A 20,958-nucleotide genomic window follows, 5' to 3' on the forward strand; every position below is an offset into this window, starting at 1 on the left:
CTAGAGCCGTGCCTTCTCGGCAAGGTTGTTCCGCGGATCGGCGTCCTTCGTGGCGTTCGCGAAGGCTTCCACAGCGGCCTCTGCCTCCTTGTTGAGGTTCTGGGGAACGACGACGTCGATGGTTACCAGCAGATCACCGGTTGCCTTGGACGTCTTCACACCTCTGCCCTTGACGCGCAGGGTCCGACCGGAAGGTGTGCCCGCAGGTATTTTGACCTTCACCATTTCCCCGTCCAGCGTGGGCACCTCCACCTGCGCTCCGAGGGTTGCCTCGGGGAAGGTGACCGGCACGTGCACCCGGATGTTGTCGCCGTCGCGCTGGAAGAACGGGTGCGGCTTCACGTTCACCGTGACCATCAGGTCGCCGTTGCCCGCCGGCCCGGTCTGTCCCTTCCCGCGGACCCGGACCTTCTGGCCGTCCCGAATGCCGGCAGGCACGCGAACATCGATCACCTCGCCGGACGGTTCCCGCAGGCCGATGGTGGTCCCCCGGATGGATCCCGCGAAGGAGATGGTGGTGCTGGCGGTACGGTCCGCGCCCTTGCGGGGCGGTGCCTGGTACCCGGGGAACCCGCCGCCCGACGAATAGCCGCCGCCGAACAGATCGGCGAATTCCGGAGGCAGGTTGCTGCCGCCGCCGAAACCGCCGCGTTGACGGCCGGCTGTTTGCCCGAAGAGGTTGCCGAACATGTCGTCAAACCCGGCGCCGCCGCCCGGTCCGCCCGGTCCACCCGCAGTGAAGCGGGCTCCACTGCCCATCGCCCGGATGGCGTCGTACTGCTGACGTTCCTCCGGGTCGGACAGCACCGAATAGGCCTCCGAGATGTCCTTGAACATCTTGTCCGAGCCGCCCGTGCTCTGGTTCTGATCGGGGTGGTGCTTTCGCGCGAGCTTCCGGTAGGCCTTCTTGATGTCGGCGTCGGAGGCGTCCTTGGGCACACCAAGGATCTTGTAGAAGTCCTTGTCGACCCAATCCTGACTAGCCATCTGACCCCTCCTCTCTATAACTCTTCGTGTTGTCGGGTGGGGACGAAGGGAGCCCCCGAACGGCGGCAACGAAATTCCGAGACTCGCAGAGCTCGCTTCGGAATATTAAAGCCGCCTTCCTCGGGGACTCCCTCCGTCCGGTCTGACTACTCCGGTACTGCGACGATCACCTGGGCGGCCCGCAGGACTCGGTCGTCCTTCTTGTAGCCTGCGCGCAGGATCTGGCTGACGCTGTCGAACTGCACGTCCGCGCTCGGCTGCTGAATGAGTGCCTCATGGATGTTCGGGTCGAACTCCACTCCGGTCTCATCGATGCGGGACAGGCCGTAGGTCTTCAGGGCGTTCTCTAGTTTGGTGGAGATCGCGGCGAAGGGCCCGTCTGCGAGGTCACCGTGCTGGCGCGCGGCGTCGATGTCGTCCAGAACCGGCATGAGCGAGTTCAGTACCCCGATCACTGCCATATCCCGGGCGACGTCGCGATCCCGCTCCACGCGCTTGCGGTAGTTGACGTACTCGGCCTGAAGGCGGAGGAGGTCGTTCCGAAGTTCTGCCTCGACGTCGGTGGAAGGCGTGGAGATCTCTTCCCCGCCGCCGGCCTCGTTGAGGATAGCCTCTGCCTGGGCCAGTGCATCAGCACCGGCTTCGGGACCATCCGCAGCCATCCCAGGGGCGCCTGCATCAGCGCTTCCTGAGCCGGGCTCCTGCCCGGCACCCGCAGAGGGTGCCTGGTCAGGAGAGCCCGAACCGGAATTGTCCTGCTGCCCACGGACCTTCCCAGTTTCCGGGTCGATCTTCCGGTTATCGCGGAAGCTGACTGGCTCTGAGTGCTCTTCTTCGTTTCCGTGGTGCGGCATGGCTACTTCTTCTCGTCTTCGTCAACAACCTCGGCGTCGACGATGTCGTCGTCTTCTGCCTTGGTCCCGTTCTCGCTGGGCTCACCTGCACCGGCAGCACCGGGACCGGAGGCGCCCTCCTGCTGGGCCTGGGCGTAGATGGCTTCACCGAGCTTGGTCTGCGAGGTCTGCAGCTTCTCGAAGGCGGCCTTCACCTCATCATCGTTGTCCTGGGACTCGAGGGCCTTCTTCAGGGCGTCGACGTCGGCCTGAACCTCGGTCTTGACTTCCTCCGGCAGCTTGTCCGAGTTGTCGTCGATGAGCTTGCCCACCGAGTAGGCCAGCTGCTCGGCAGAGTTGCGGACATCGGCTGCCTCGCGGCGCTTCTTGTCCTCGGCTGCGTGCTCCTCGGCTTCGCGGACCATGCGGTCGATGTCTTCCTTCGACAGCGCGGTTCCGCCCGTGATGGTCATGGACTGTTCGGTTCCGGTGCCCTTGTCCTTGGCGGACACGTGCACGATGCCGTTGGCGTCGATGTCGAAGGTGACCTCGACCTGAGGAACGCCGCGGGGTGCCGGTGCAATACCGGTGAGCTCGAACGTGCCCAGCGGCTTGTTGTCACGGGTGAACTCACGCTCGCCCTGGAACACCTGGATGGCAACCGAGGGCTGGTTGTCATCGGCGGTGGTGAAGGTTTCACTGCGCTTGGTGGGGATGGCCGTGTTGCGCTCGATGAGCTTGGTCATCACGCCGCCCTTGGTCTCGATGCCCAGCGACAGCGGGGTCACGTCGATCAGGAGGACGTCCTTGCGCTCACCCTTCAGCACACCGGCCTGCAGCGCAGCACCAACGGCTACGACCTCATCCGGGTTCACGCCCTTATTGGGCTCCTTGCCGCCGGCCAGTTCCTTCACCAGGTCCGAGACAGCCGGCATACGGGTGGATCCGCCGACGAGCACGATGTGATCGATGTCCGAGACCTTGATGCCGGCTTCCGCGATGACGTCGTGGAACGGCTTCTTGGTGCGGTCCAGCAGGTCCTTGGTGAGGTCCTGGAACTTGGCACGGCTCAGGTGCTCGTCCAGGTGCACAGGGCCGTCCGGGGTGACCGAAAGATACTGCAGGGAGATGTTGGTGGACGAGGCGGAGGACAGTTCCTTCTTTGCCTGCTCGGCAGCTTCCTTCAGTCGCTGCAGTGCAATCTTGTCCTTGGAGAGGTCTGCGCCCTTGGCCTTTGCCTGCGCGAGCAGGAAGTCCACAACGCGCTGATCCCAGTCGTCGCCGCCGAGGCGGTTGTCACCGGAGGTTGCACGGACCTGGATGGTCGAGAAGTCGTCCTCATCCTTGCCGACCTCGAGGAGCGAGACGTCGAAGGTTCCGCCACCAAGGTCGAACACGAGGATGAGCTCGTCTTCCTTGCCCTTGTCCAGGCCGTAGGCGAGAGCTGCAGCCGTGGGCTCGTTGACGATGCGCAGCACGTTGAGGCCGGCGATCTCACCGGCTTCCTTGGTTGCCTGGCGCTCGGCGTCGTTGAAGTAGGCCGGCACGGTGACGACGGCGTCGGTCACCTTTTCGCCAAGGTAGCTCTCGGCGTCAGTCTTCAGCTTCTGCAGGATGCGGGCAGAGATTTCCTGCGCCGTGTAGGTCTTGTCATCCACCTGCTTCTTCCAGTCGGTGCCCATGTGGCGCTTGACGGAAGCGATGGTGCGGTCGATGTTGTTGACGGCCTGGCGCTTTGCGATCTCGCCGACCAGGACTTCGCCGCCCTTGGAGAAAGCGACGATGGAGGGAGTGGTGCGTGCACCCTCAGCGTTCGCGATGACGGTGGGTTCGCCACCCTCAAGCACAGAAACGACTGAGTTGGTTGTTCCGAGGTCGATACCTACTGCACGTGACATGCGTGTTCCTTTCGACGAGCCGCTGGCTTTGGTTTCCACCGGCCGGGATTGTCGGTTCCGCTCAGATTGAGCCTTCTGCACTCAACCTTACTACGACCTGATGGAGTGTCAAGCTGAAGTTGAGTCTACTTCGCTCAACTCGGGATCCGCACGGTGCTTTGGGTCGGACGAAGAGGAGGCCGCGCCGTCGTGCTTTGCCAGCTTCGAGGGCCACCAGATCTTCGGGCCGAGGTCATATGCGAGCGCCGGAACCAGCAGCGACCGGACGATCACCGTATCCAGCAGCACACCGAACGCCACGATGAACGCGATCTGCGCCAGGAACAGGATGGGGATGATCCCGAGAGCGGCGAACGTCGCGGCAAGGACGATTCCCGCCGAGGTGATCACCCCACCGGTCACGCCGAGGCCGCGGAGGACGCCCGGCCGGGTTCCGATGCGCAGCGACTCCTCCCGCACGCGTGTCATCAGGAAGATGTTGTAGTCCACCCCCAGCGCGACGAGGAAGACGAAACCGAAGAGCGGCACCGAGGCATCCGCGCCATCGAACCCGAGGATGTTGTTGAACACCAGCGCCGACACCCCGAGCGCGGTCGCATAGGACAGCACCACCGAGCCGATCAGCAGCAGCGGCGCCACCACCGAGCGCAGCAGGAGCATGAGAATGACCAGAATGACAACGAGGACTATCGGGATGATCTTCGTCAGGTCAGCCTGCGCTGTGACGTTGGTATCCAGCGCGACGGCGGTTACCCCGCCGACCAGCGCATCCGGGCTCACGGCATCCAGGTCAGTGCGCAGCTGCCTGACGAGTTCCTCCGCTTCGGCGGAGTCCGCCTGGTAATCGAGGGTCGCCCGCATCAGGACGTTGCCATCGCGTACGACGACGGCGCCCGCCTGGTCGGCGACAAGCGTCGCCTCCGCTACACCCTCGGAGCTTTCAAGGACCTCGAGGACTCCATCTTCCCGCCCGGCAGGCGCAATCACGATGACCGGGCTGCCTGCGCCGGCGTCGAAGTGGCGCGCCAGCGCATCCTGCCCGTCGACCGCGTTTGACGGCGAAAGGATCACTGAAGACTGCGGCACACCGGATGCCTGCAGCTGAAGCAGTCCCAGCGAGCCGGCGGCGAGCACCAGCAGGGACACAACCCAGACCGGCCGCGAGAACCTCGACACCAGGTGGCCGATGCGCTTCCAGGTGCCGCGCAGGCCTTCGAGTCCCGTGACGTTGCTGCCGTGGACCCCGGCAGGATGGGTACCGGCTTTGGGCCGCAGCGGCCAGAACGCGCTACGGCCGAAGATCAGGAGGAGCGCAGGAAGCAGGCTCAGCGCTGCAAGCAGCGAAAAGACAATCCCGATCGCGGCGATCGGACCGAGGCTGCGGTTCGAATTGAGATCCGAGAAGAGCAGGCACAGCAGCGCGAGAATGACGGTGGCACCCGATGCGACGATCGGCTCCACCGACGCACGGTAGGCGACCCTCATCGCGTCCCACTTCGAGCTGAATTCCGTCAGGGCTTCCCGGTATCGGGCCACGAGCAGCAGCGCATAGTCCGTCGCGGCACCGATCACGAGGATCGACAGGATGCCCTGGCTCTGGCCGCTCAGTTCAATCCACCCCCAGAGCGCAAAGGCATAGACGAGCAGGATGGAGGTGGCCAGCGCGAAGACGGACGTGAACAGGACCAAGAACGGCAGGATGAGTGCACGGTAGACGGCCAGCAGGATGACGAACACGGCGGCAAGCGCCACGGCAAGGAGGATTCCATCGATACCCCCGAAGGCACCGACCAGGTCCGCTGTGAAGCCGGCGGGGCCGGTGACATACCCTTCGGCATCTGCCGGCAGCTCGGCCTCCAGCACCTCGCGGAGTTCGATGATCACCTCGCCCAGTTCGGCGTCGTCGGCCACCGAAGCGATGTATTGGATGGCAAAACCGTCCCCTGAGGGGATCGGGCCAACGACGGCGGGTTGGCCCTCCGCAGCCGGCTCAAGCCCGGGCACATCCGCGAGCCGGGTAGCCAGCTCCTGGTACTGCGCCAGCTCCGGCGGCGGAATCTCCGATTCCGACTCGACGACGATGACGGCGGGTATGGCAGTGGAGTCGGTGAATGCTTCCTGCAACTCGCCGGCCTCCGTCGATTCCGCGTTCGCGGGCAGGAAGGACGCCTGGTCGTTGCTGGAAACCTCCTCCAGCTTCCCGAAGGTGGGTCCGCCGAACCCGGCACCGATGAACCACAGCACCACGATGAATGCCGGAAAGAACACCCGGACCCACTTCTTCTTGAACATGCCAATCCCTTCTAGGTATCTCTATTACCTACTATATCCATGGTGGAGATAAATGGCAGTATCCTAATCTGTAGATAGAGGAGGAACATGGCCGACGCCGCACCACGTGAACTGATGGCCCTGCTGCAACAGTTCACTGTCGAGACCGATCGATATGTCGACACCATCAGCGTTCGGGATGCACTGCACCGGACTGACCTGAACGCGCTCGGCATCATGATGGGCGCCGCTCGTGCCGGTGCCACCGTGACCCCGGGCATGCTCCGCCAGGCTCTCAACCTGAGTTCCCCGGCGACCACCGCCCTGATCGACCGGCTGGACGAAGCGGGTCATGTCCGCCGTTCACGCAGTTCCGTGGACCGGCGGCAGGTGCATCTGGAGATGACGGAGAAGGCCCTCGCCACCGGCTCCAGGCTGTTCACTCCGCTGGCCAGGGAAGTGGAGCAGTCGCTCGCCGAATTCACGCCTGAGGAGCTCGCACTCCTCAGCAGGATGATGCGGAAAGTCACCGACGCCACGGTGCACGCACGCGAACACGCGATGGACGAAGCACCGGGGTAATCTGTCGATCATGAGCGACGAGGTCTACTCCCACGGCCACCATTCGAGCGTCACCAGCGCCCATGCAGCGCGCCGGGCAACAGATTCCGCCGGGTACCTGCTGGAGCACCTTTCGTCCGGTATGAACATGCTCGACGTCGGCTGCGGACCCGGGAGCATTACCGCCGACTTCGCCGCACTGCTCGATCCCGGACAGGTCATCGGCATGGACCGCTCAGAGGACGTTGTGGCATTGGCCGAGCGGACGTACGCAGGGGTGGAGAACCTCTCCTTCCGCACCGGCAACGTGTACGACCTTGACCTCGAGGACGAGTCCGTCGATGTTGTCCACGCGCATCAGGTGCTGCAGCACCTCACCGACCCGGTCGCCGCGCTGCGTGAGATGCACCGGGTTGCGCGGCCGGGAGGGATCATCGCGGTCCGCGACGCAGACTTCCACGCGATGGCGTGGTACCCACCTACGCCGGAACTCGACGAGTGGATGGACACCTACCAGCAGCTGGCCCGCAGCAACCAGGCCGAGCCCGACGCCGGACGCCACCTCCTGGCGTGGGCACACGAGGCGGGACTCACGGACGTGGAAGCTTCGTCGTCGAACTGGTTGTACGCCACCGAGGAACGCCGGCGCTGGCACGCCGAGACCTGGGCGGAGCGGGTCCTAAGTTCCGGCTTCGCGGAGCAGACCCTCGAGCGGGGTCTGGCAGACCAGGCCACGCTGGAGCGGCTGGCTTCGGGATGGCGCCGCTGGGGCGAGTCACCGGATGGCTGGTTCCTCATCCCCTGCGGTGAACTGATCATCCGGGTGTAGCGCTGTCGGCATGCCCGATGCGCCCCTCCTGCCTTCATACCTAGGATTGACCCATGTACAGGATCGTCACTGTCTGCACCGGTAACATCTGCCGCTCTCCCATGGCCGAGATCATGTTGAACCGTGCCTTCGAGGAAGCGGGACTGGACGACGACGTCATGGTTGACTCCGCAGGCACCACCGGCTGGGAGGCGGGTAACCCGATCGACGAGCGCGCAGCCGCAAAGCTGACCGAGCTCGGCCTCACAAGCGAAACCCACCGCGCACGGAAGTTCGATCCCACCTGGTACGCAGAGCGGGATCTCATCCTTGCCCTCGATGTGGACCACTACGAGGATCTGAAGCTTGAGGCTCCCGATGCGGAGAGCCGAGGCAGGGTGCGGATGCTGCGCGAATTCGACCCGTCGACGGCCGGCACGCCGATCTCCGAGCTTGGCATCTACGACCCCTGGTATGGGGACAGCGCCGATTTCGAGGCCACGTGGCAGATGATTCACGACGCCGTTCCCGGGATCGTGCAGTTCGTGCTGGAAGAGCTCGCCCGCGGCCACGCTGCCCGGTGATCCTCTGTCATCAGAGAGCGACAACTGTGATGAGGGACCGATAACTGAAGTTAAAGACCTACGACGCTCCTCAGCACCGCAAGGTGCTGCTCGAAGAGTTGTTCCGGGTCCGAGAAGGTGCCCTCGCCATACTGGCCGAAGACCTCGAAGCTGACGATGCCGAAGAGCGAGGCCCACACGAGGGTTCCCCGCACGATGAGGTCGTCATCCGCTGCCAGGCCCATCTCCTCGCGGATGCGTGCCAGATCCGCCGGCAGCATGCCTTCGGCGGGGACACCCGGCAAGTTGCCGGGGAGCGTCCCACCCCTGCCGTTAGCCCGGTAGGCGTCGTCGTAAATGCGGACCAGTGCCCGAATGACCCGCGTACCCGGGCCGGTGGTCTGCTCTGCCGGAGCGTGATAACCGGGCACAGGACTGCCGAACAGCAGGGCATAGCGGGCCGGCTCCCGCACAGCCCAGCGGCGAACCGCGCGCGCGAGCACCAGGAACTTCCCGGCATGATCCGATGGCGCCAGCTCCGCCACTGCTGCGTCCACCTCATCGCCGAGCTCGGTGTAGGCATCGACCACCAGGAGAGTGAGGAGCTCGTCCCGGCTCTTCACGTAGCGGTACACCGCGGAAGACACCAGTCCCAGATCCCGCGCGATGGCACGCAACGACAATGCCGCAGCCCCGTGCACGACAAGATGCTCCCGACCAATGCGCGTGATGTCCTCCATCGTCTGAGCGCGCGCACGTTCCCTCGGAGTTGGAGTCATACGCCCATGCTTTCCGACCGTGAGAGCGGTGTCAACAAAAGAGAGCACCGCTCTTGACAGTAGCCCTCCAGCCGCTCAAACTGATTGCGAGAGCACTGCTCTCTTTTTCATCACAACCACGTTTCCATCACAACCACCAGGAGCAACCAATGACACAGCTATTTGCCGTCACCGGTGCGGGGCCGGTCGGCTGGACCATCGCCGAACACCTGGCAAGCCGAGGCGACACCGTGCGCGTCTTCACCAGATCCGGAAGCGGTCCTGACATGCCAGGCATTGAACGCGTCCGCGCTGACGCGTCGGACTACCGGCAGATGCAGCAGGCGTTCGACGGCGCGTCGGCCGTCTTCCACTGCATCCATGGCTCCGCCTACACCGCCGCTGCCTGGGAGTCCGAGCTCCCACGGGCCGAGCAGGTGGTCCTGGAGGCGGCCGGGCGAGCAGGCGCCGTCGTCGTCTTTCCGGAGAGTCTGTATTCCTATGACCGGCCCGGTGAAGTCATGACCGAAACGTCTTCCCGCGGCGCCGCCGGCGGCAAGCGAGGCGTGCGGACCACGCTGTTGCAGCAGCGCGAGGCATCATCCACGGCGACGGTCAGCGTGGTGGCGTCGGATTTCTATGGACCACGCGTCCGCACCGCCCATGCCGGCGAGCGCATTGTCCCCCGTGTGCTCGCCGGAAAGACCATCCGGCCGCTGGGGAACCCGGACCTTCCGCACTCCTTCACGTACGTTCCGGACCTTGCAGCGGCGATGATCGCCGCCGCCGCGCGGGACGAGCTCTGGAACTCACTCCTGCACGCGCCGACGGCCGCTGCTCCCACCCTGCGTGAGATGGCCCGCGGATTTGCCCGCGCCGCGGGGGTGGCTGAGCCTCGGACGAAGCCCATTTCGGGCCGGATGGTCCGTGCGCTGGGAGTGGTGTCGGGCGACCTGCGGGAACTCAAGGAGCTGCTCTATCAGTTCGAGAACCCTTTCGTCATGGACTCCTCACGGAGCGAGGCGCTCCTGGGCCTCAAACCCACGCCCCTTCAGCAGGGCGCAGCCGCGACGGTGAGCTGGTGGCAGGGGAAGGAGGCCGCGGTGGACAGCCCTAAGATTATTCAGTGACTCTTTCGCTGTGGCTGGCACTCGTTGGTGCCCAGGCGCTCATCAGCTTTACGCCGGGTGCCGGCGCCGTGAACACCATGAGCAATTCGCTCACGGTGGGATTCCGGCGCTCCATGTGGGGCATCCTCGGCCAGCAGCTTGCTCTCCTTGTTCACATCGCCGTCGTTGCGGCCGGAGTCGGTTTGCTGGTGGCCGGGTCGCCGCTGGCTTTCAACGTCATCCGTTACGCGGGAGCCGCCTACCTGGTGTATCTCGGCATCCGGAAGTTCCTTGAGCGTCCCGTCCCGGCCGAGCAGGCGGCAATGCTCCATGCCGAAGGCGCGGGTTCAATGTTCCGGCGCGGCCTCTGGGTGAACCTCCTCAATCCGAAGGCCATCGTGTTCTTCCTTGCCTTCGTTCCACAGTTCATCCGGCCTGACCAGGAGCTGCTCGGCCAATACGGGGTGCTGGCGGGCACCGTCGTCGTTATCGATGTCCTGGTGATGTGGCTCTTCTTCGCGGCAGCTGCCCGCTCCTTCAGCCGGTTCACCAGCGGTCCGAGCGGCCAGCGCCTGCTCAACCGCATCTTCGGGAGCCTGTTTATCGCCGTCGGTGCACTGTTGGCGTTCGCCTGACGTATGGCACACAAGTCCGCGAACGCCGTCGTTCCGCTCATTATCGCCGTGGACGGCCGGTCCGGCGCGGGCAAAACCACCCTCGCGGTAGAGCTCACCGCCCTGCTGCGGGAACATCACACCGTCAGCCTCTTCCACCTCGAGGACATCTACCCCGGCTGGGACGGCCTCGCGGACGGCATGGACCGTTATGTTCGCACAGTGCTTTCACCCCTGGCGGCAGGGCGCCCCGCCCGGTGGACGGCGTGGGACTGGACCGCAGACGACGACGGCGGCGCCCGCAGCACGCAGCCCGCGGACATCGTGCTGGTCGAGGGTGTCGGGGCGGCGTGCGCAGCTGCCCGGGAACACCTCGATGTGGTGATCTGGATCGACGCCGACGACGACCTCCGCCGAACCAGCGCCCTGAACCGCGACGGCGACACCTATGCCCCGTTCTGGAAGCGGTGGTCAGAGCAGGAAGAGCAGTGGCTCGCAGCTGATCACCCGGCGCCGCATGCGGACCTTTTGGTGCAGGGACACCGGGGCAACTCGGTTCCCGACCAGTTGCGCCGCGCGCTCACCGGGCTGCCGCAATGCGAGTCCCTGATGTCAATGGAACGGGCTGCCCGCCGGGGCCTGACCCTGCAAGTGGAAACCCTTGACCTGCTGCCCGATGCTGCCCGCGTCTTCCGCGAGCTATACGCCGGGTCCACCTCCGCCGCATGGCTTGACAGTTCCGCCACGGAGGACCCGCACGGCCGGAACCGCTTCTCGATCCTGGCCGACGACGGCGGGCGCTTCGGCCAGACTGCGCAACACACCGGCGGGACCACCCTGGTCACGAGCGGCCCGGTCACAGCCCGGATCGTCGGTCCCTTCTTCCGCTGGCTGGACGGCGTGTGGGGTCGCCGAGCGGTTCGACTGCCCGCGGAGTACCCGGGCCCGTTCGCTCTCGGCTGGCTGGGCTACCTCGGATATGAGCTGAAGCGCGAAACCGGCGGCCGCACGCCGGAGGCAAGTCCGGTTCCGGATGCATCCCTGCTTTTCGCCGGCCGGGCCGTGGTCCTGGACCATCAGGAAAAGCGCTCCCACCTGCTCACCCTGCATGACGATTCCCGAGACGCAGACGCGGAAGCGTGGCTGAAACGGGCGCGCGCCGTCGTGCTCTCCGAACGGGAATCCACCACACCGAACTCCGCTGTGCCGAACTCCACTGTGTCGAACACCAGCGCGCACCGCTTCACCGTGCGCGATACGCGGGAGGAGTATCTGGACAAGATCCGCGCGGCGAAGGCCGAGATTGCCGACGGCAACTCCTACGAGGTGTGCCTGACCACCGCCCTGAACGGGCACGACGATGCACCGGTCGATGCGTTGGAGGTGTACCTTGCGCTGCGCCGGGCCAACCCGGCACCGTTTGCGCATTACCTGGTCTTCCCCGGGATGGCCGTCGCAAGCACGTCGCCCGAGCGGTTCCTTCGGCTGGACGCGTCGGGCGGCATGCGCGCCGAACCGATCAAGGGCACGCGGCGCCGCTCCCCCGACCCCGAGGAAGACGCTGCCCTGCAGACGGACCTGCGCACCAGCGCCAAGGACCGGGCCGAGAACATCATGATCGTTGACCTGCTGCGCAACGATCTGTCCCACCTCGCGACCCCCGGAACCGTCACAGTGAGCCGCCTTTGCGACATCGAGACGTACGCGACCGTCCACCAGATGGTCAGCACCATCGACGCGAGGCTGAGGCCCGGTTCGTCCCGCGCTGAAGCTGTCGCTGCTGCCTTTCCTCCCGGCTCCATGACCGGCGCCCCGAAGATCAGCAGCATGGCCATCCTTGACCGGCTTGAAGGTGCTCCCCGCGGCGTCTATTCCGGTGTCGCCGGGTACTTCTCGCTCGATGGCGCGGCGGACCTCGCCGTCGTCATCCGTACCCTTGTCGTGCAGGACGACGACGCCGGCACCAGCCTCACGCTCGGCGTGGGCGGCGCGATCACAGCCGATTCGGACCCCGCGGACGAGTGGGAAGAAGTACGGACCAAGGCGTTCGGGGTGCTCTCCGCGCTCGGATCGGTTTTTCCCGAGTGACCGCCCGCCGCCATTGGTTGCTGTACGGGCCCTTCCGTCCCCCTACCCGGTGTGGAACCATATAACGGATCACGGAAGAAGCGACGAAGGAGAACGGTCATGACTAGCTCCAACGATGAGAACACCCCGAACCTGGATGACGTTCAGGAACCGGACAACGAGTTCCTTCCCAACCGCATCTACCAGGGCCATGCCGGAGAACCTGAACGCCTTGACGATGATGCCCTGGCGGCAGCCACCGAGCAGGAGCGGGTCGACGCGGGCCTCATCGACTACGCCCCCGACCAGGTACCGGATGCCACCGATCCACTCCCGGAGGAAGCCTCCGACGAGGCAGATTGGGCCCAGCGCGGATTGAACGAGGGAAGCGGCTCGGACTCCTGAGTGACTAGGCTTGGGCGCATGACTGTTCTGGTGTTCCTCGACTCCGCCTATCCCGACGGCCGCATCGCCGACGCAGGGCAACCGCAGCTCAAGGTCACCGACACGGGCATCACCCGCGGGGACGGCATTTTCGAGACCATGCTGGCGGTGCAGGGCGCCCCCCGGAAGCTGCAGGCGCATCTGGCGCGCCTCGCCACGTCCGCCGAAGCGCTGGAACTCGACGTCCCGGCGTCGAGCGTTTGGGAACGAGCCATCACCACTGCACTTGCGGAAGCCGACGACGACGGCGAACTGGTCGTCAAGCTCGTTGCCACCCGCGGCGAGGAAGGAGCGGGAGCCACCGCCTGGGTGCAGGTTTCTCCGCTGCCGAAGGAACTGCGCGGACAGCGCCTGAAGGTGCTGTTGCTCGACCGCGGCTACGACAGCACGGTGGCCCAACGCGCGCCCTGGCTGCTGATGGGAGCGAAAACGCTCTCCTACGCCGTGAACATGGCTGCCCTGCGATACGCGCGGGCGCACGGCGCCGATGATGTCATCTTCACGTCCTCCGACGGCAAGGTCCTCGAGGGACCCACATCGACGGTCCTCATTGCCCGGGTTGCTGACGGCGTCAAGCGACTCATTACGCCGCAACTGGAAAGCGGGATCCTCCCCGGCACCTCGCAGGGGGCGCTGTTCGCCACCGCCCGCGAGGCCGGCTGGGAACTGGGTTACGGTCCTCTCGTTCCTGAAGACCTGCTGACCGCGGACGGGGTCTGGCTGATTTCCAGCGTCCGGCTGCTCGCGGAGGTCGAGAGCATCGACGGAAAACCGGTCGCCACATCGCCGGAACTGACGAAGGAGCTGGGCGCGCTGGTGGACGCTGTCTCCTGACCGGGCTGGATCAGGAGGGCATGGCGTTACCGCACGTTACGGCCGCGCATGGCAGGTTTGCCGCCGCCGATGCTACGTTCAAACCGGAGTAACGAGCGCCAGCGCAAAGCCCTGACTTGCTGGCCGGCAACCCTCTTTCACGGCGGGGTGCCTCAGGTGACTACTCGGCACACCGATCAGGATCCACGATCACCAACGTGCACAGCGTGAGGAGACACAGTGTCACAGCATCCAACCCCCCAGGTCCGCTCCGGCAACGGTTACGCCGGCGACATCACCCCCCGAGAAGCGGTGGAACGCGTCAGCAAGGGCGCCGTCCTTGTGGACGTCCGCACGGTCGAGGAGTGGCAGAGCGTCGGGGTCCCGGACCTCACCGACGCCGGAACCGTGCCGCTGTTCCTGGAATGGAACCGGTCCGACGGCAGCCGCAACGTCTCGTTCCTCAACCAGCTCAACGGCCTGAAGGGGCGGGAACTGCTCTTCCTGTGCCGCTCCGGCGTCCGCTCGGTTGCGGCTGCGCAGAGCGCCGCCGCCGCGGGCCACACCGCGTACAACGTGATCCACGGGTTCGAAGCCGACGGCGGCTGGCAGGCATGCGGCCTGGCGACCACTGCCCACTCCGGTTCCGGTGCTGCCGTCCCGGCAGCTGGGCAGGGCAACCCCGGTGAGTGAGCCCACGCCGTCGTCGTTCTCTCCGGCGGTCAACCGCGAGCCGGTCGCCGGAAACGGCGGCTATCCCCGCATTCAACAGACAGACGACGACGTCGCTGCCTGGTCGCCGGATACTCTCGCCGTTCGCGGCGGGCTGGCCCGGTCCAACTTCGAGGAAACGTCCGAGGCGCTCTTTCTCAACTCGGGGTTCGTCTACTCATCCGCTGCGGCGGCCGAAGCTGCGTTCACCGGTGACGTGGACCGCTTCGTCTACTCGCGGTACGGCAACCCGACGGTCGCCATGTTCCAGGAACGCCTGCGCCTGCTCGAGGGAGCGGAAGCGTGCTTCGCCACGGCCAGCGGCATGTCCGCTGTCTTCACTGCACTCGGCGCGCTTTTGGCTGCCGGGGACCGGGTGGTCGCATCCCGCAGCCTGTTCGGGTCCTGCTTCGTCATCCTGAATGAGATCCTTCCGCGGTGGGGCGTGGAGACCGTCTTCGTCGACGGGTGGGATCTCAACCAGTGGGCGGACGCGCTGAGCGTTCCAACCACTGCGGTCTTCTTCGAGTCACCGTCCAATCCGATGCAGGAGATCGTCGACATCCGGTCGGTGGTGAAACTGGCGCATGCCGCGGGCGCGCAGGTCGTTGTCGACAATGTCTTCGCCACCCCGCTGCTCCAGCGCTGCACGGAGCTGGGCGCCGACGTCGTCGTCTACTCCGGAACCAAGCACATGGACGGCCAGGGCAGGGTGCTCGGCGGTGCCATCCTGGGGCGGAAGGAGTTCATCGAGGGGCCGGTGAAAACACTCATGCGGCACACCGGGCCGGCGCTGTCCTCCTTCAACGCCTGGACTCTCCTGAAGGGTCTGGAAACACTGTCGCTCCGGGTCAACCACGCATCATCCTCGGCGCTTACCCTCGCCCGCTGGCTGGAAGCCCAGCCGGCAGTCAACTGGGTTCGGTACCCGCTGCTCGAATCGCACCCGCAGTTCGACCTGGCGGCAGGGCAGATGACTGCGGGCGGCACCGTCGTGACCTTCGAACTCGACGCGCCCGAGGGTAGGGCGAAGGAGCGGGCGTTCGCGCTGCTCGATGCGTTGAACATCATCGATATCTCGAACAATCTCGGCGATTCGAAGACCCTGATCACCCACCCTGCCACCACCACTCACCGGGCAATGGGGCCGGAGGGCCGCGCCGCCATCGGCCTGTCCGACGGCGTCATCCGGCTCTCGGTGGGCCTCGAGGATGTCAGCGACCTGCAGACGGATCTGGGCAAGGCGCTCGCCTCCTGACCTGCCCGTAATCGCCCGAAGCTGGGATTCACCTGTGAGTTCTCCTCCGCATTGAACCTCGGGGGTGCTTCCTGCGTCTTCCCAGCAGAGGGGTCGAGTGGCCACTCCCATCCCCCGGGTGTCCAGGGGGTGATCACGGGAGGAATCAACATGAGTAAAGCATTACGCGTCCTTTTCGCCGTCATCGCGGTTTGCCTGTTGGCGCTGACCGGTTGTGGCGGCTCCGACACGCAGACCGAGGACATCCCCGCAGGTGAAGAGACTGCTGCAGAAGCACCACCCACCGAGGAACCCACGGAGACCGAGACCACAGAGGCGGAGACCACGGAGGAAGCTACAGAGGAGGCATCCGAGGAACCGTCCGGTGAGGCAGCCGGTGGCGGAACCGTCGGAACTCCCCTCGGCGTCGCCGAGACGGACCTCGGTGAAATTGTGGTCGACGCCGAAGGCATGGTGGTCTACTACTTCACCAATGACGAGCCGGACTCCGGCGTCAGCGCCTGCGAAGGTGGCTGCCTTGAAGCCTGGCCGCCGGTGCTCAGCGACAGCGAGACTCCGGAGGTCGAAGGCGTCACGGGCGAAGTCGGCACCATTGAAACGCCCGACGGCGAGCTGCAGGTGACCATTAACGGAATGCCGATCTACTACTTCGCCGAAGATGAAGCACCGGGCGACACCAACGGTCAGGGCGTGAACGAGGTGTGGTACGTCGTCGCACCTGACGGCACCATGATTCAGTGACCTACCCGCCAGGGACTACATCGCGGGCAAGGAGCGCACTCTTCAGGGAGCGCAAGGCATAGTGCAGCCGGGATTTCACGGTCCCCTCCGGTATGGAGAGGGACCGTGAAATCTCGGCCACGGTTTCACCGCGGAAGTAGAAGTGCAGCACCACATCCCGGTGTTCCGGGGAGAGCTCGTTGAGCGCGTCCGTCAGCAGCCAGGAGGTCAGGAGCTGTTCGACCTCGTCGCGGGAAGGAGTATCCGGGACCTCGTCCACGTCAAGTTCGTGGCGGCTGAACCCGCTGCGGAATGAGTCAACGAGAATGTTGCGGGCCACCACGAAAAGCCACGCGCGGATCTCCAGTTCAGTGTGCCCCCGCATCACCGGATGCTCCCAGGCACGCAACAGAGTCAACTGGACGACTTCATCGGCCAGGAAGGCGTCCGGTGTGAGACGGTGAACGAACCGCCGGAGAGGGCGCAGATGGTTGTCCCTGATGACGCTGAGCCAGTCCGGCTGCCCTTCGGCCATGTTCGTTCCCCACACTCGACATCCCAAGCCATTCCACCGCAGTTCTTACCCATTCATGCGGTGCAAGGTTGGGAAAAACCTGCGGCCTCCTTCATCATGCCCCTCGATGGCCTATTCCGACAGGGTGCTGGACCGCAGTCCGTCAGCCCAGTATGAAGTTCCATGTCCCCGCCAGCACAGACGCGCTGACAGCCAGCCCGGCGATCGCCACACCAACCAGGACCACCACGATGTCGACGCCGCTGAAGGTGCTCTCCCGGGCCCAGGTGCGTGGTCCCGCACCGAAACCACGTGCCTCCATGGCCACGGCGAGCCGGGTTGCCCGTCGGATTGCCTGCACCATGAGCCCAAAGGCCTGACCGAGGAAGTTTCCGAGGCGTGCCGCCGGATTGCCCTCGTGGCCCACTCCCCGGGCGTGCCGGGCCAGCCCGAGGGTCCGCCATTCGTCGAAGAGCAGCCCAACGAGCCGCATCCCCGCCAGCGCTCCCAGCACGAACCGGTGCGGAGCCCTCAGTCGTTGCGCGAGCGCATCGGCGAGGTCGGTCGGGTCGGTACTGGCCAGCAGGAACAGGCCCGGAAGCGCGATTGCGAGCCCGCGCAGCCCGATGGCCAAACCAGCGTTGACCGAGTCCTCAGTGAACAGCACGGGCCCCAGCTCGAACAGGACACGCCCGGTCTTCTCCGCGAGAAGCGCGGTCCCGTAGGCACCGACGACGGCCGCGAGGACGAACGGCCAGGTCCGCAGCAGCAGCCGCCGGATACTGATGCCAAGCAGCGGCAGAAGGAGCAGTTCAGAGGCGAGAACCACGCCGGCGCTGACCCAGTCCACGCTGAGCATGACGACGACGGTGATCACCACGGCGGCGAACAGCTTGGAGAGCGGATTGGCCCGAGGAAGGAACCGGCCAGTGATCTCCGGAGTCAGGACGTCCACACTCACGCCGCTACCTCCAGCGTTGCGGAATGTCCGTCGACGCTCACGATGCGGCTCCCGAGCGCCGTGGTGTACTCGCGGTCATGGGTCACCGATACCACGCAGGTACCCGCATGGATAAGCTCGGCGAGGAGGCCGATCAGCTCAGCCCAGGTGTTCGCGTCCTGACCGAAGGTGGGCTCATCCAGAATCAGGATGTCCGGGTCTGTGGCGAGCATGGTCGCCACCGACAGCCGCCGCTTCTCACCTCCGGACAGCGTGAAGGGATTGGCCTTCAGCAGTCCCGTGAGCCTGAGCCGTTCCGCGATGGGGTCGATCCGGCGTCGTATGTCCGCTTCGCTCTGCCAGGCAACCCGGCGGGGTCCGAACTCGAGTTCCTCAAGCACAGTGTTGGTCAGGAACTGGTGCTCGGGCTCCTGGAACACCGTGCCGATCCGGCTGACCAATTCCGCGGACTTCCAGTTCTGCGGCGTGGACCCGACTCCGCGGGCGAGCGGGTCCAGTGCTGTCAGCTTGCCGGCGCGCGGCTTCAGCAGCCCTGCGAGCGTGAGGGCGAGCGTGGACTTGCCGGCTCCGTTGGGTCCGAGCACGCTGACCGCCTCGCCCTGACCAAGGATGAGGTCAACACCGCAGAGCACCGCAGGTCCCCGTTTGGTGCGTGTGACAGATAACCCGGCAGCCTGCAGGAGGTCCTCGCCGGCACCCTGCCGAACGGCGGGAGTAGCGGGCCGGTGACCGGGTACCCATACCCCGGCTTCGATGAGCCGCGTGCGCACGGCGTTTCGCTGAAGCACGGCGTCCGGTTCACCGTCCGCGAGAATACCGCCGTCGGAATCCAACACGATCACGCGGTCCACCACGTCGGCCCATACCTCGACCCGGTGCTCCACCACGACGAGCGTGGCAGCTGTCCGGTCCAGCACCCGTACGACGGCGTCCCTCACCTCGATCACCCCTGCGGGGTCAAGATTGGCGGTCGGCTCGTCAAGAAGCAGCAATCCGGGCTGCATGGCGAGGACGGCAGCCAGCGCAAGTCGTTGCTTCTGACCCCCGGAAAGTGCAGTGGTGGGGTGGTCGAGCGGGACATCGAGACCGACGTCGTCAAGTGCCCGCCTCACGCGCGGCCAGATCTCGGCGCGCGGCACGGCCAGGTTCTCGGCGCCGAACGCTACCTCGTCACCGACGCGTGCAAGGACCAGTTGGGTATCCGGGTCCTGCAGGACCAGTCCGGAACGTCCGCGAGCAGCGGCGGGGCTGACGCCGTCGACCGCGAGCGAGCCGGTCTGCTCTCCCTCGTCATGCTCGCCCAGCACTCCGGCGAGTCCGTGGAGCAGAGTCGATTTTCCTGCACCGGAGGCGCCGAGGAGCAATACGCGCTGCCCGGCGTCGATGGTCAGGTCGATGTCGCGCACCGCCCACCGCGCCCGACCGGGGTGGCGCCATCCCCAGCCCTGGGCGGTGATTGCGGCCGGGCCGGCCGTCGTCGGGCTCACCCTAAACGTCAGCCGTGCGGCCCGAAGCAAAGGACGACAGAGCGCCGGTCTTCGCCAGTCCACGTGTGGCAAGCCAGGACAGCAACCCTGCGAGCACTACACCGGAGACGGCCGCAAAGACGCCGTACATCAGCTTGTGGTCCATGGTCCAGGCTGCGTTGTACATGATGTTCTCGCTGACGGCGAGGGCGAGTCCGGCGCCCAGCCCGGCAAGAAGCGCCACCCCAAGGTTCCAGCGGCGGTAAAGGAACAGAGCGAAGATCAGCTCGGCGCCGATGCCCTGAATCAGGCCGGACAAGAGCACGGCAACTCCAAACTGGGTGCCGATGAGCGCAGACACGGCAGCCGCGACGACCTCGCAGTAGATGGCAGCGCCCGGCTTGCGGATAATGAATCCGCCCAGCACACCGGCGATGAGCCAGCCGCCCGAATACAGGCCGGCCAACGGCGGGTACGCCGCAGTCACGGCTGCAACGCCGCTGTAGCCGGCGGACCAGGCGAAGAAGATGACGCCTACGGCCACCGCGATGACCGAGGCGACCACGATATCCACGACGCGCCATTCGTAGCGGCGGCGGGATGTTGACGGTGTGGGACTGTGTGTAGCAGTCATGAGTGAAATCCTCCTGGGTACAGGAGGGGAAGGCCTTCCGGCAGGACGCCGGTCGCCCTGAGAACTCGACTCCCTTCGCCGGTACTAGCCGGATCAGGTTCGAGGGTCTGCGGTGGTCCGCACTCTCAGCGCCCACCACGTACGTGGCTGCGCTCCCCTGTCGTTGTTTGAGCGAGGTTAACTCTACACCCGGAAGCGGAGGCACCGCCGTCGTCGTGATCTTCAGTGCCCTCTCACCGGAGGGTCCCGATAACGCTAGGCTGGGAGCGAAACTAAGCCGACTGAAGGAGGTACCATGAACGCGATCTTCAAACTGATGGGTGTTGGACTGGGCATCGGGGCGGGCCTCGTGGGAACGCAGCTGGTGGACTTCATCTGGAAGCGGGTCACCGGAAACGAGCCCCCGAAGGACAAGGAAGGCCTCGAGAACAGCCTGCGTTCGGCGCTGGCCTTCGCGATCATTTCCGGTTCCGTCAGCACCACCATCCGCGTGCTCACCAACCGCACCACCCAGCAGGCAATCCGCCGCTACGAGAACACCCGCGACCTCACCTGACAATCACCAGGTGACAGTCATTCCGGTCAGTCCCTGGACGCGCGGTCGCCCGCCTCACGGCGCTTGGTGGCCGCGTGTTCCACGACGTCGTCCAACTCGTCCATGCTCAGCAGGTCCTTGCGGAGGTGCTTCGTGCGGTAGCCCGCCCTGCCCACCATATGGGCTGAGACAGGAGCGGTGAGGAGCTGGAAAATCCAGCACACGATCAGTACGGGCACAACCGCCCACGAACGTTGCTGAACGGCAATCGCCAACAGGAACAGCAGCAGCCCGAGAACCTGCGGCTTGGTTGCGGCGTGCATGCGGCTCAGCAGGTCCGGGAACCGCAGGAGGCCGACGGCGGCAGCCAGCGACATGAGCGCCCCTCCGAGGAGCAGGACAGCGGTCAGGGTATCCAGGGCAGCATCCATCA

General features: G+C 65.5%; 22 protein-coding genes and 2 riboswitches. Of the genes, 12 read left to right on the forward strand and 10 right to left on the reverse strand.

Annotation, left to right across the window (positions count from 1 at the left end; genetic code table 11):
* The 4 genes from M1D74_RS13300 to M1D74_RS13315 all read right to left on the reverse strand — a co-directional run bounded on the left by M1D74_RS13300 (position 1) and on the right by M1D74_RS13315 (position 6,010).
* A complete protein-coding gene (locus M1D74_RS13300; protein WP_458115583.1) occupies positions 1-987 on the reverse strand; it encodes a DnaJ C-terminal domain-containing protein in 987 nt (328 codons plus the stop codon).
* Between the two features lie 146 nt (positions 988-1,133).
* Positions 1,134-1,841: a nucleotide exchange factor GrpE gene (locus M1D74_RS13305; protein ID WP_458115584.1), complete on the reverse strand. Its 708-nt coding sequence runs from the start codon at positions 1,839-1,841 to the stop codon at positions 1,134-1,136.
* Positions 1,842-1,843: 2 nt separating this feature from the next.
* The gene (dnaK, locus tag M1D74_RS13310; RefSeq protein WP_458115585.1) at positions 1,844-3,718 is read right to left on the reverse strand and encodes a molecular chaperone DnaK; all 1,875 of its coding nucleotides are present in this window, start codon (positions 3,716-3,718) and stop codon (positions 1,844-1,846) included.
* 108 nt (positions 3,719-3,826) lie between these two features.
* Complete coding sequence (locus M1D74_RS13315; RefSeq protein WP_458115586.1) at positions 3,827-6,010, reverse strand: MMPL family transporter; 2,184 nt, start codon at positions 6,008-6,010, stop codon at positions 3,827-3,829.
* A gap of 87 nt (positions 6,011-6,097) precedes the next feature.
* Between M1D74_RS13315 and M1D74_RS13320 the strand changes: the two genes are divergently transcribed.
* From M1D74_RS13320 to M1D74_RS13330, 3 genes are read left to right on the forward strand one after another with little or no spacing between them, the layout of a single operon-like run.
* Entirely contained in the window at positions 6,098-6,571 is a 474-nt protein-coding gene (locus M1D74_RS13320; protein ID WP_458115587.1) for a MarR family transcriptional regulator, read from the forward strand.
* Positions 6,572-6,581: 10 nt separating this feature from the next.
* Positions 6,582-7,379, forward strand: coding sequence for a methyltransferase domain-containing protein (locus M1D74_RS13325; protein ID WP_309071769.1), 798 nt, complete (start codon positions 6,582-6,584; stop codon positions 7,377-7,379).
* Between the two features lie 53 nt (positions 7,380-7,432).
* A complete protein-coding gene (locus M1D74_RS13330) occupies positions 7,433-7,942 on the forward strand; it encodes a low molecular weight protein-tyrosine-phosphatase (RefSeq protein ID WP_458115588.1) in 510 nt (169 codons plus the stop codon).
* 50 nt (positions 7,943-7,992) lie between these two features.
* Here M1D74_RS13330 and M1D74_RS13335 read toward each other — a convergent pair whose 3' ends face one another.
* The gene (locus tag M1D74_RS13335) at positions 7,993-8,700 is read right to left on the reverse strand and encodes a TetR/AcrR family transcriptional regulator (protein WP_458115589.1); all 708 of its coding nucleotides are present in this window, start codon (positions 8,698-8,700) and stop codon (positions 7,993-7,995) included.
* A gap of 149 nt (positions 8,701-8,849) precedes the next feature.
* On the opposite strand from M1D74_RS13335, the gene M1D74_RS13340 reads away from it, so the two are divergent.
* From M1D74_RS13340 to M1D74_RS13375, 8 genes are all read left to right on the forward strand, one after another.
* Positions 8,850-9,809, forward strand: coding sequence for an NAD-dependent epimerase/dehydratase family protein (locus M1D74_RS13340; RefSeq protein ID WP_458115590.1), 960 nt, complete (start codon positions 8,850-8,852; stop codon positions 9,807-9,809).
* The gene (locus tag M1D74_RS13345) at positions 9,806-10,423 is read left to right on the forward strand and encodes a LysE family transporter (protein ID WP_309071765.1); all 618 of its coding nucleotides are present in this window, start codon (positions 9,806-9,808) and stop codon (positions 10,421-10,423) included. The genes M1D74_RS13340 and M1D74_RS13345 overlap by 4 nt, the downstream gene beginning before the upstream one ends.
* A 3-nt stretch (positions 10,424-10,426) precedes the next feature.
* Positions 10,427-12,490: an aminodeoxychorismate synthase component I gene (gene pabB, locus M1D74_RS13350; protein ID WP_458115591.1), complete on the forward strand. Its 2,064-nt coding sequence runs from the start codon at positions 10,427-10,429 to the stop codon at positions 12,488-12,490.
* 99 nt (positions 12,491-12,589) lie between these two features.
* Positions 12,590-12,874: a hypothetical protein gene (locus tag M1D74_RS13355; protein WP_309071763.1), complete on the forward strand. Its 285-nt coding sequence runs from the start codon at positions 12,590-12,592 to the stop codon at positions 12,872-12,874.
* An 18-nt stretch (positions 12,875-12,892) separates the two neighbouring features.
* Complete coding sequence (locus M1D74_RS13360; RefSeq protein ID WP_458115592.1) at positions 12,893-13,747, forward strand: aminodeoxychorismate lyase; 855 nt, start codon at positions 12,893-12,895, stop codon at positions 13,745-13,747.
* Positions 13,748-13,834: 87 nt separating this feature from the next.
* Positions 13,835-13,960, forward strand: a riboswitch (SAM riboswitch).
* A gap of 6 nt (positions 13,961-13,966) precedes the next feature.
* A complete protein-coding gene (locus M1D74_RS13365; protein ID WP_458115593.1) occupies positions 13,967-14,419 on the forward strand; it encodes a rhodanese-like domain-containing protein in 453 nt (150 codons plus the stop codon).
* A 70-nt stretch (positions 14,420-14,489) separates the two neighbouring features.
* The gene (locus M1D74_RS13370) at positions 14,490-15,695 is read left to right on the forward strand and encodes an O-succinylhomoserine sulfhydrylase (RefSeq protein WP_458117188.1); all 1,206 of its coding nucleotides are present in this window, start codon (positions 14,490-14,492) and stop codon (positions 15,693-15,695) included.
* Positions 15,696-15,845: 150 nt separating this feature from the next.
* The gene (locus M1D74_RS13375) at positions 15,846-16,436 is read left to right on the forward strand and encodes a COG4315 family predicted lipoprotein (protein ID WP_309072593.1); all 591 of its coding nucleotides are present in this window, start codon (positions 15,846-15,848) and stop codon (positions 16,434-16,436) included.
* A 1-nt stretch (position 16,437) separates the two neighbouring features.
* Here M1D74_RS13375 and M1D74_RS13380 read toward each other — a convergent pair whose 3' ends face one another.
* The 4 genes from M1D74_RS13380 to M1D74_RS13395 all read right to left on the reverse strand — a co-directional run bounded on the left by M1D74_RS13380 (position 16,438) and on the right by M1D74_RS13395 (position 19,990).
* Positions 16,438-16,950 carry a sigma-70 family RNA polymerase sigma factor gene (locus M1D74_RS13380; protein WP_309072592.1) on the reverse strand — a complete coding sequence of 171 codons (513 nt, stop codon included), beginning with the start codon at positions 16,948-16,950 and terminating at the stop codon, positions 16,438-16,440.
* 142 nt (positions 16,951-17,092) lie between these two features.
* Positions 17,093-17,890: an energy-coupling factor transporter transmembrane component T family protein gene (locus tag M1D74_RS13385; protein ID WP_458115594.1), complete on the reverse strand. Its 798-nt coding sequence runs from the start codon at positions 17,888-17,890 to the stop codon at positions 17,093-17,095.
* Complete coding sequence (locus tag M1D74_RS13390) at positions 17,887-19,377, reverse strand: ABC transporter ATP-binding protein (protein WP_458115595.1); 1,491 nt, start codon at positions 19,375-19,377, stop codon at positions 17,887-17,889. The genes M1D74_RS13385 and M1D74_RS13390 overlap by 4 nt, the downstream gene beginning before the upstream one ends.
* Before the next feature lies 1 nt (position 19,378).
* Complete coding sequence (locus M1D74_RS13395) at positions 19,379-19,990, reverse strand: ECF transporter S component (protein ID WP_458115596.1); 612 nt, start codon at positions 19,988-19,990, stop codon at positions 19,379-19,381.
* Between the two features lie 53 nt (positions 19,991-20,043).
* A riboswitch (TPP riboswitch) is annotated at positions 20,044-20,159 on the reverse strand.
* Between the two features lie 126 nt (positions 20,160-20,285).
* Here M1D74_RS13395 and M1D74_RS13400 point away from each other — a divergent pair.
* A complete protein-coding gene (locus M1D74_RS13400) occupies positions 20,286-20,546 on the forward strand; it encodes a DUF4235 domain-containing protein (RefSeq protein WP_309072667.1) in 261 nt (86 codons plus the stop codon).
* 26 nt (positions 20,547-20,572) lie between these two features.
* Here the strand turns inward: M1D74_RS13400 and mnhG are convergent, their stop codons facing one another.
* On the reverse strand, positions 20,573-20,956 hold the full coding sequence (gene mnhG / locus M1D74_RS13405; protein WP_309072666.1) for a monovalent cation/H(+) antiporter subunit G: 384 nt from the start codon (positions 20,954-20,956) through the stop codon (positions 20,573-20,575).
* Between the last annotated feature and the right edge of the window lie 2 nt (positions 20,957-20,958).

The organism is Arthrobacter sp. D2-10 (assembly GCF_054161285.1).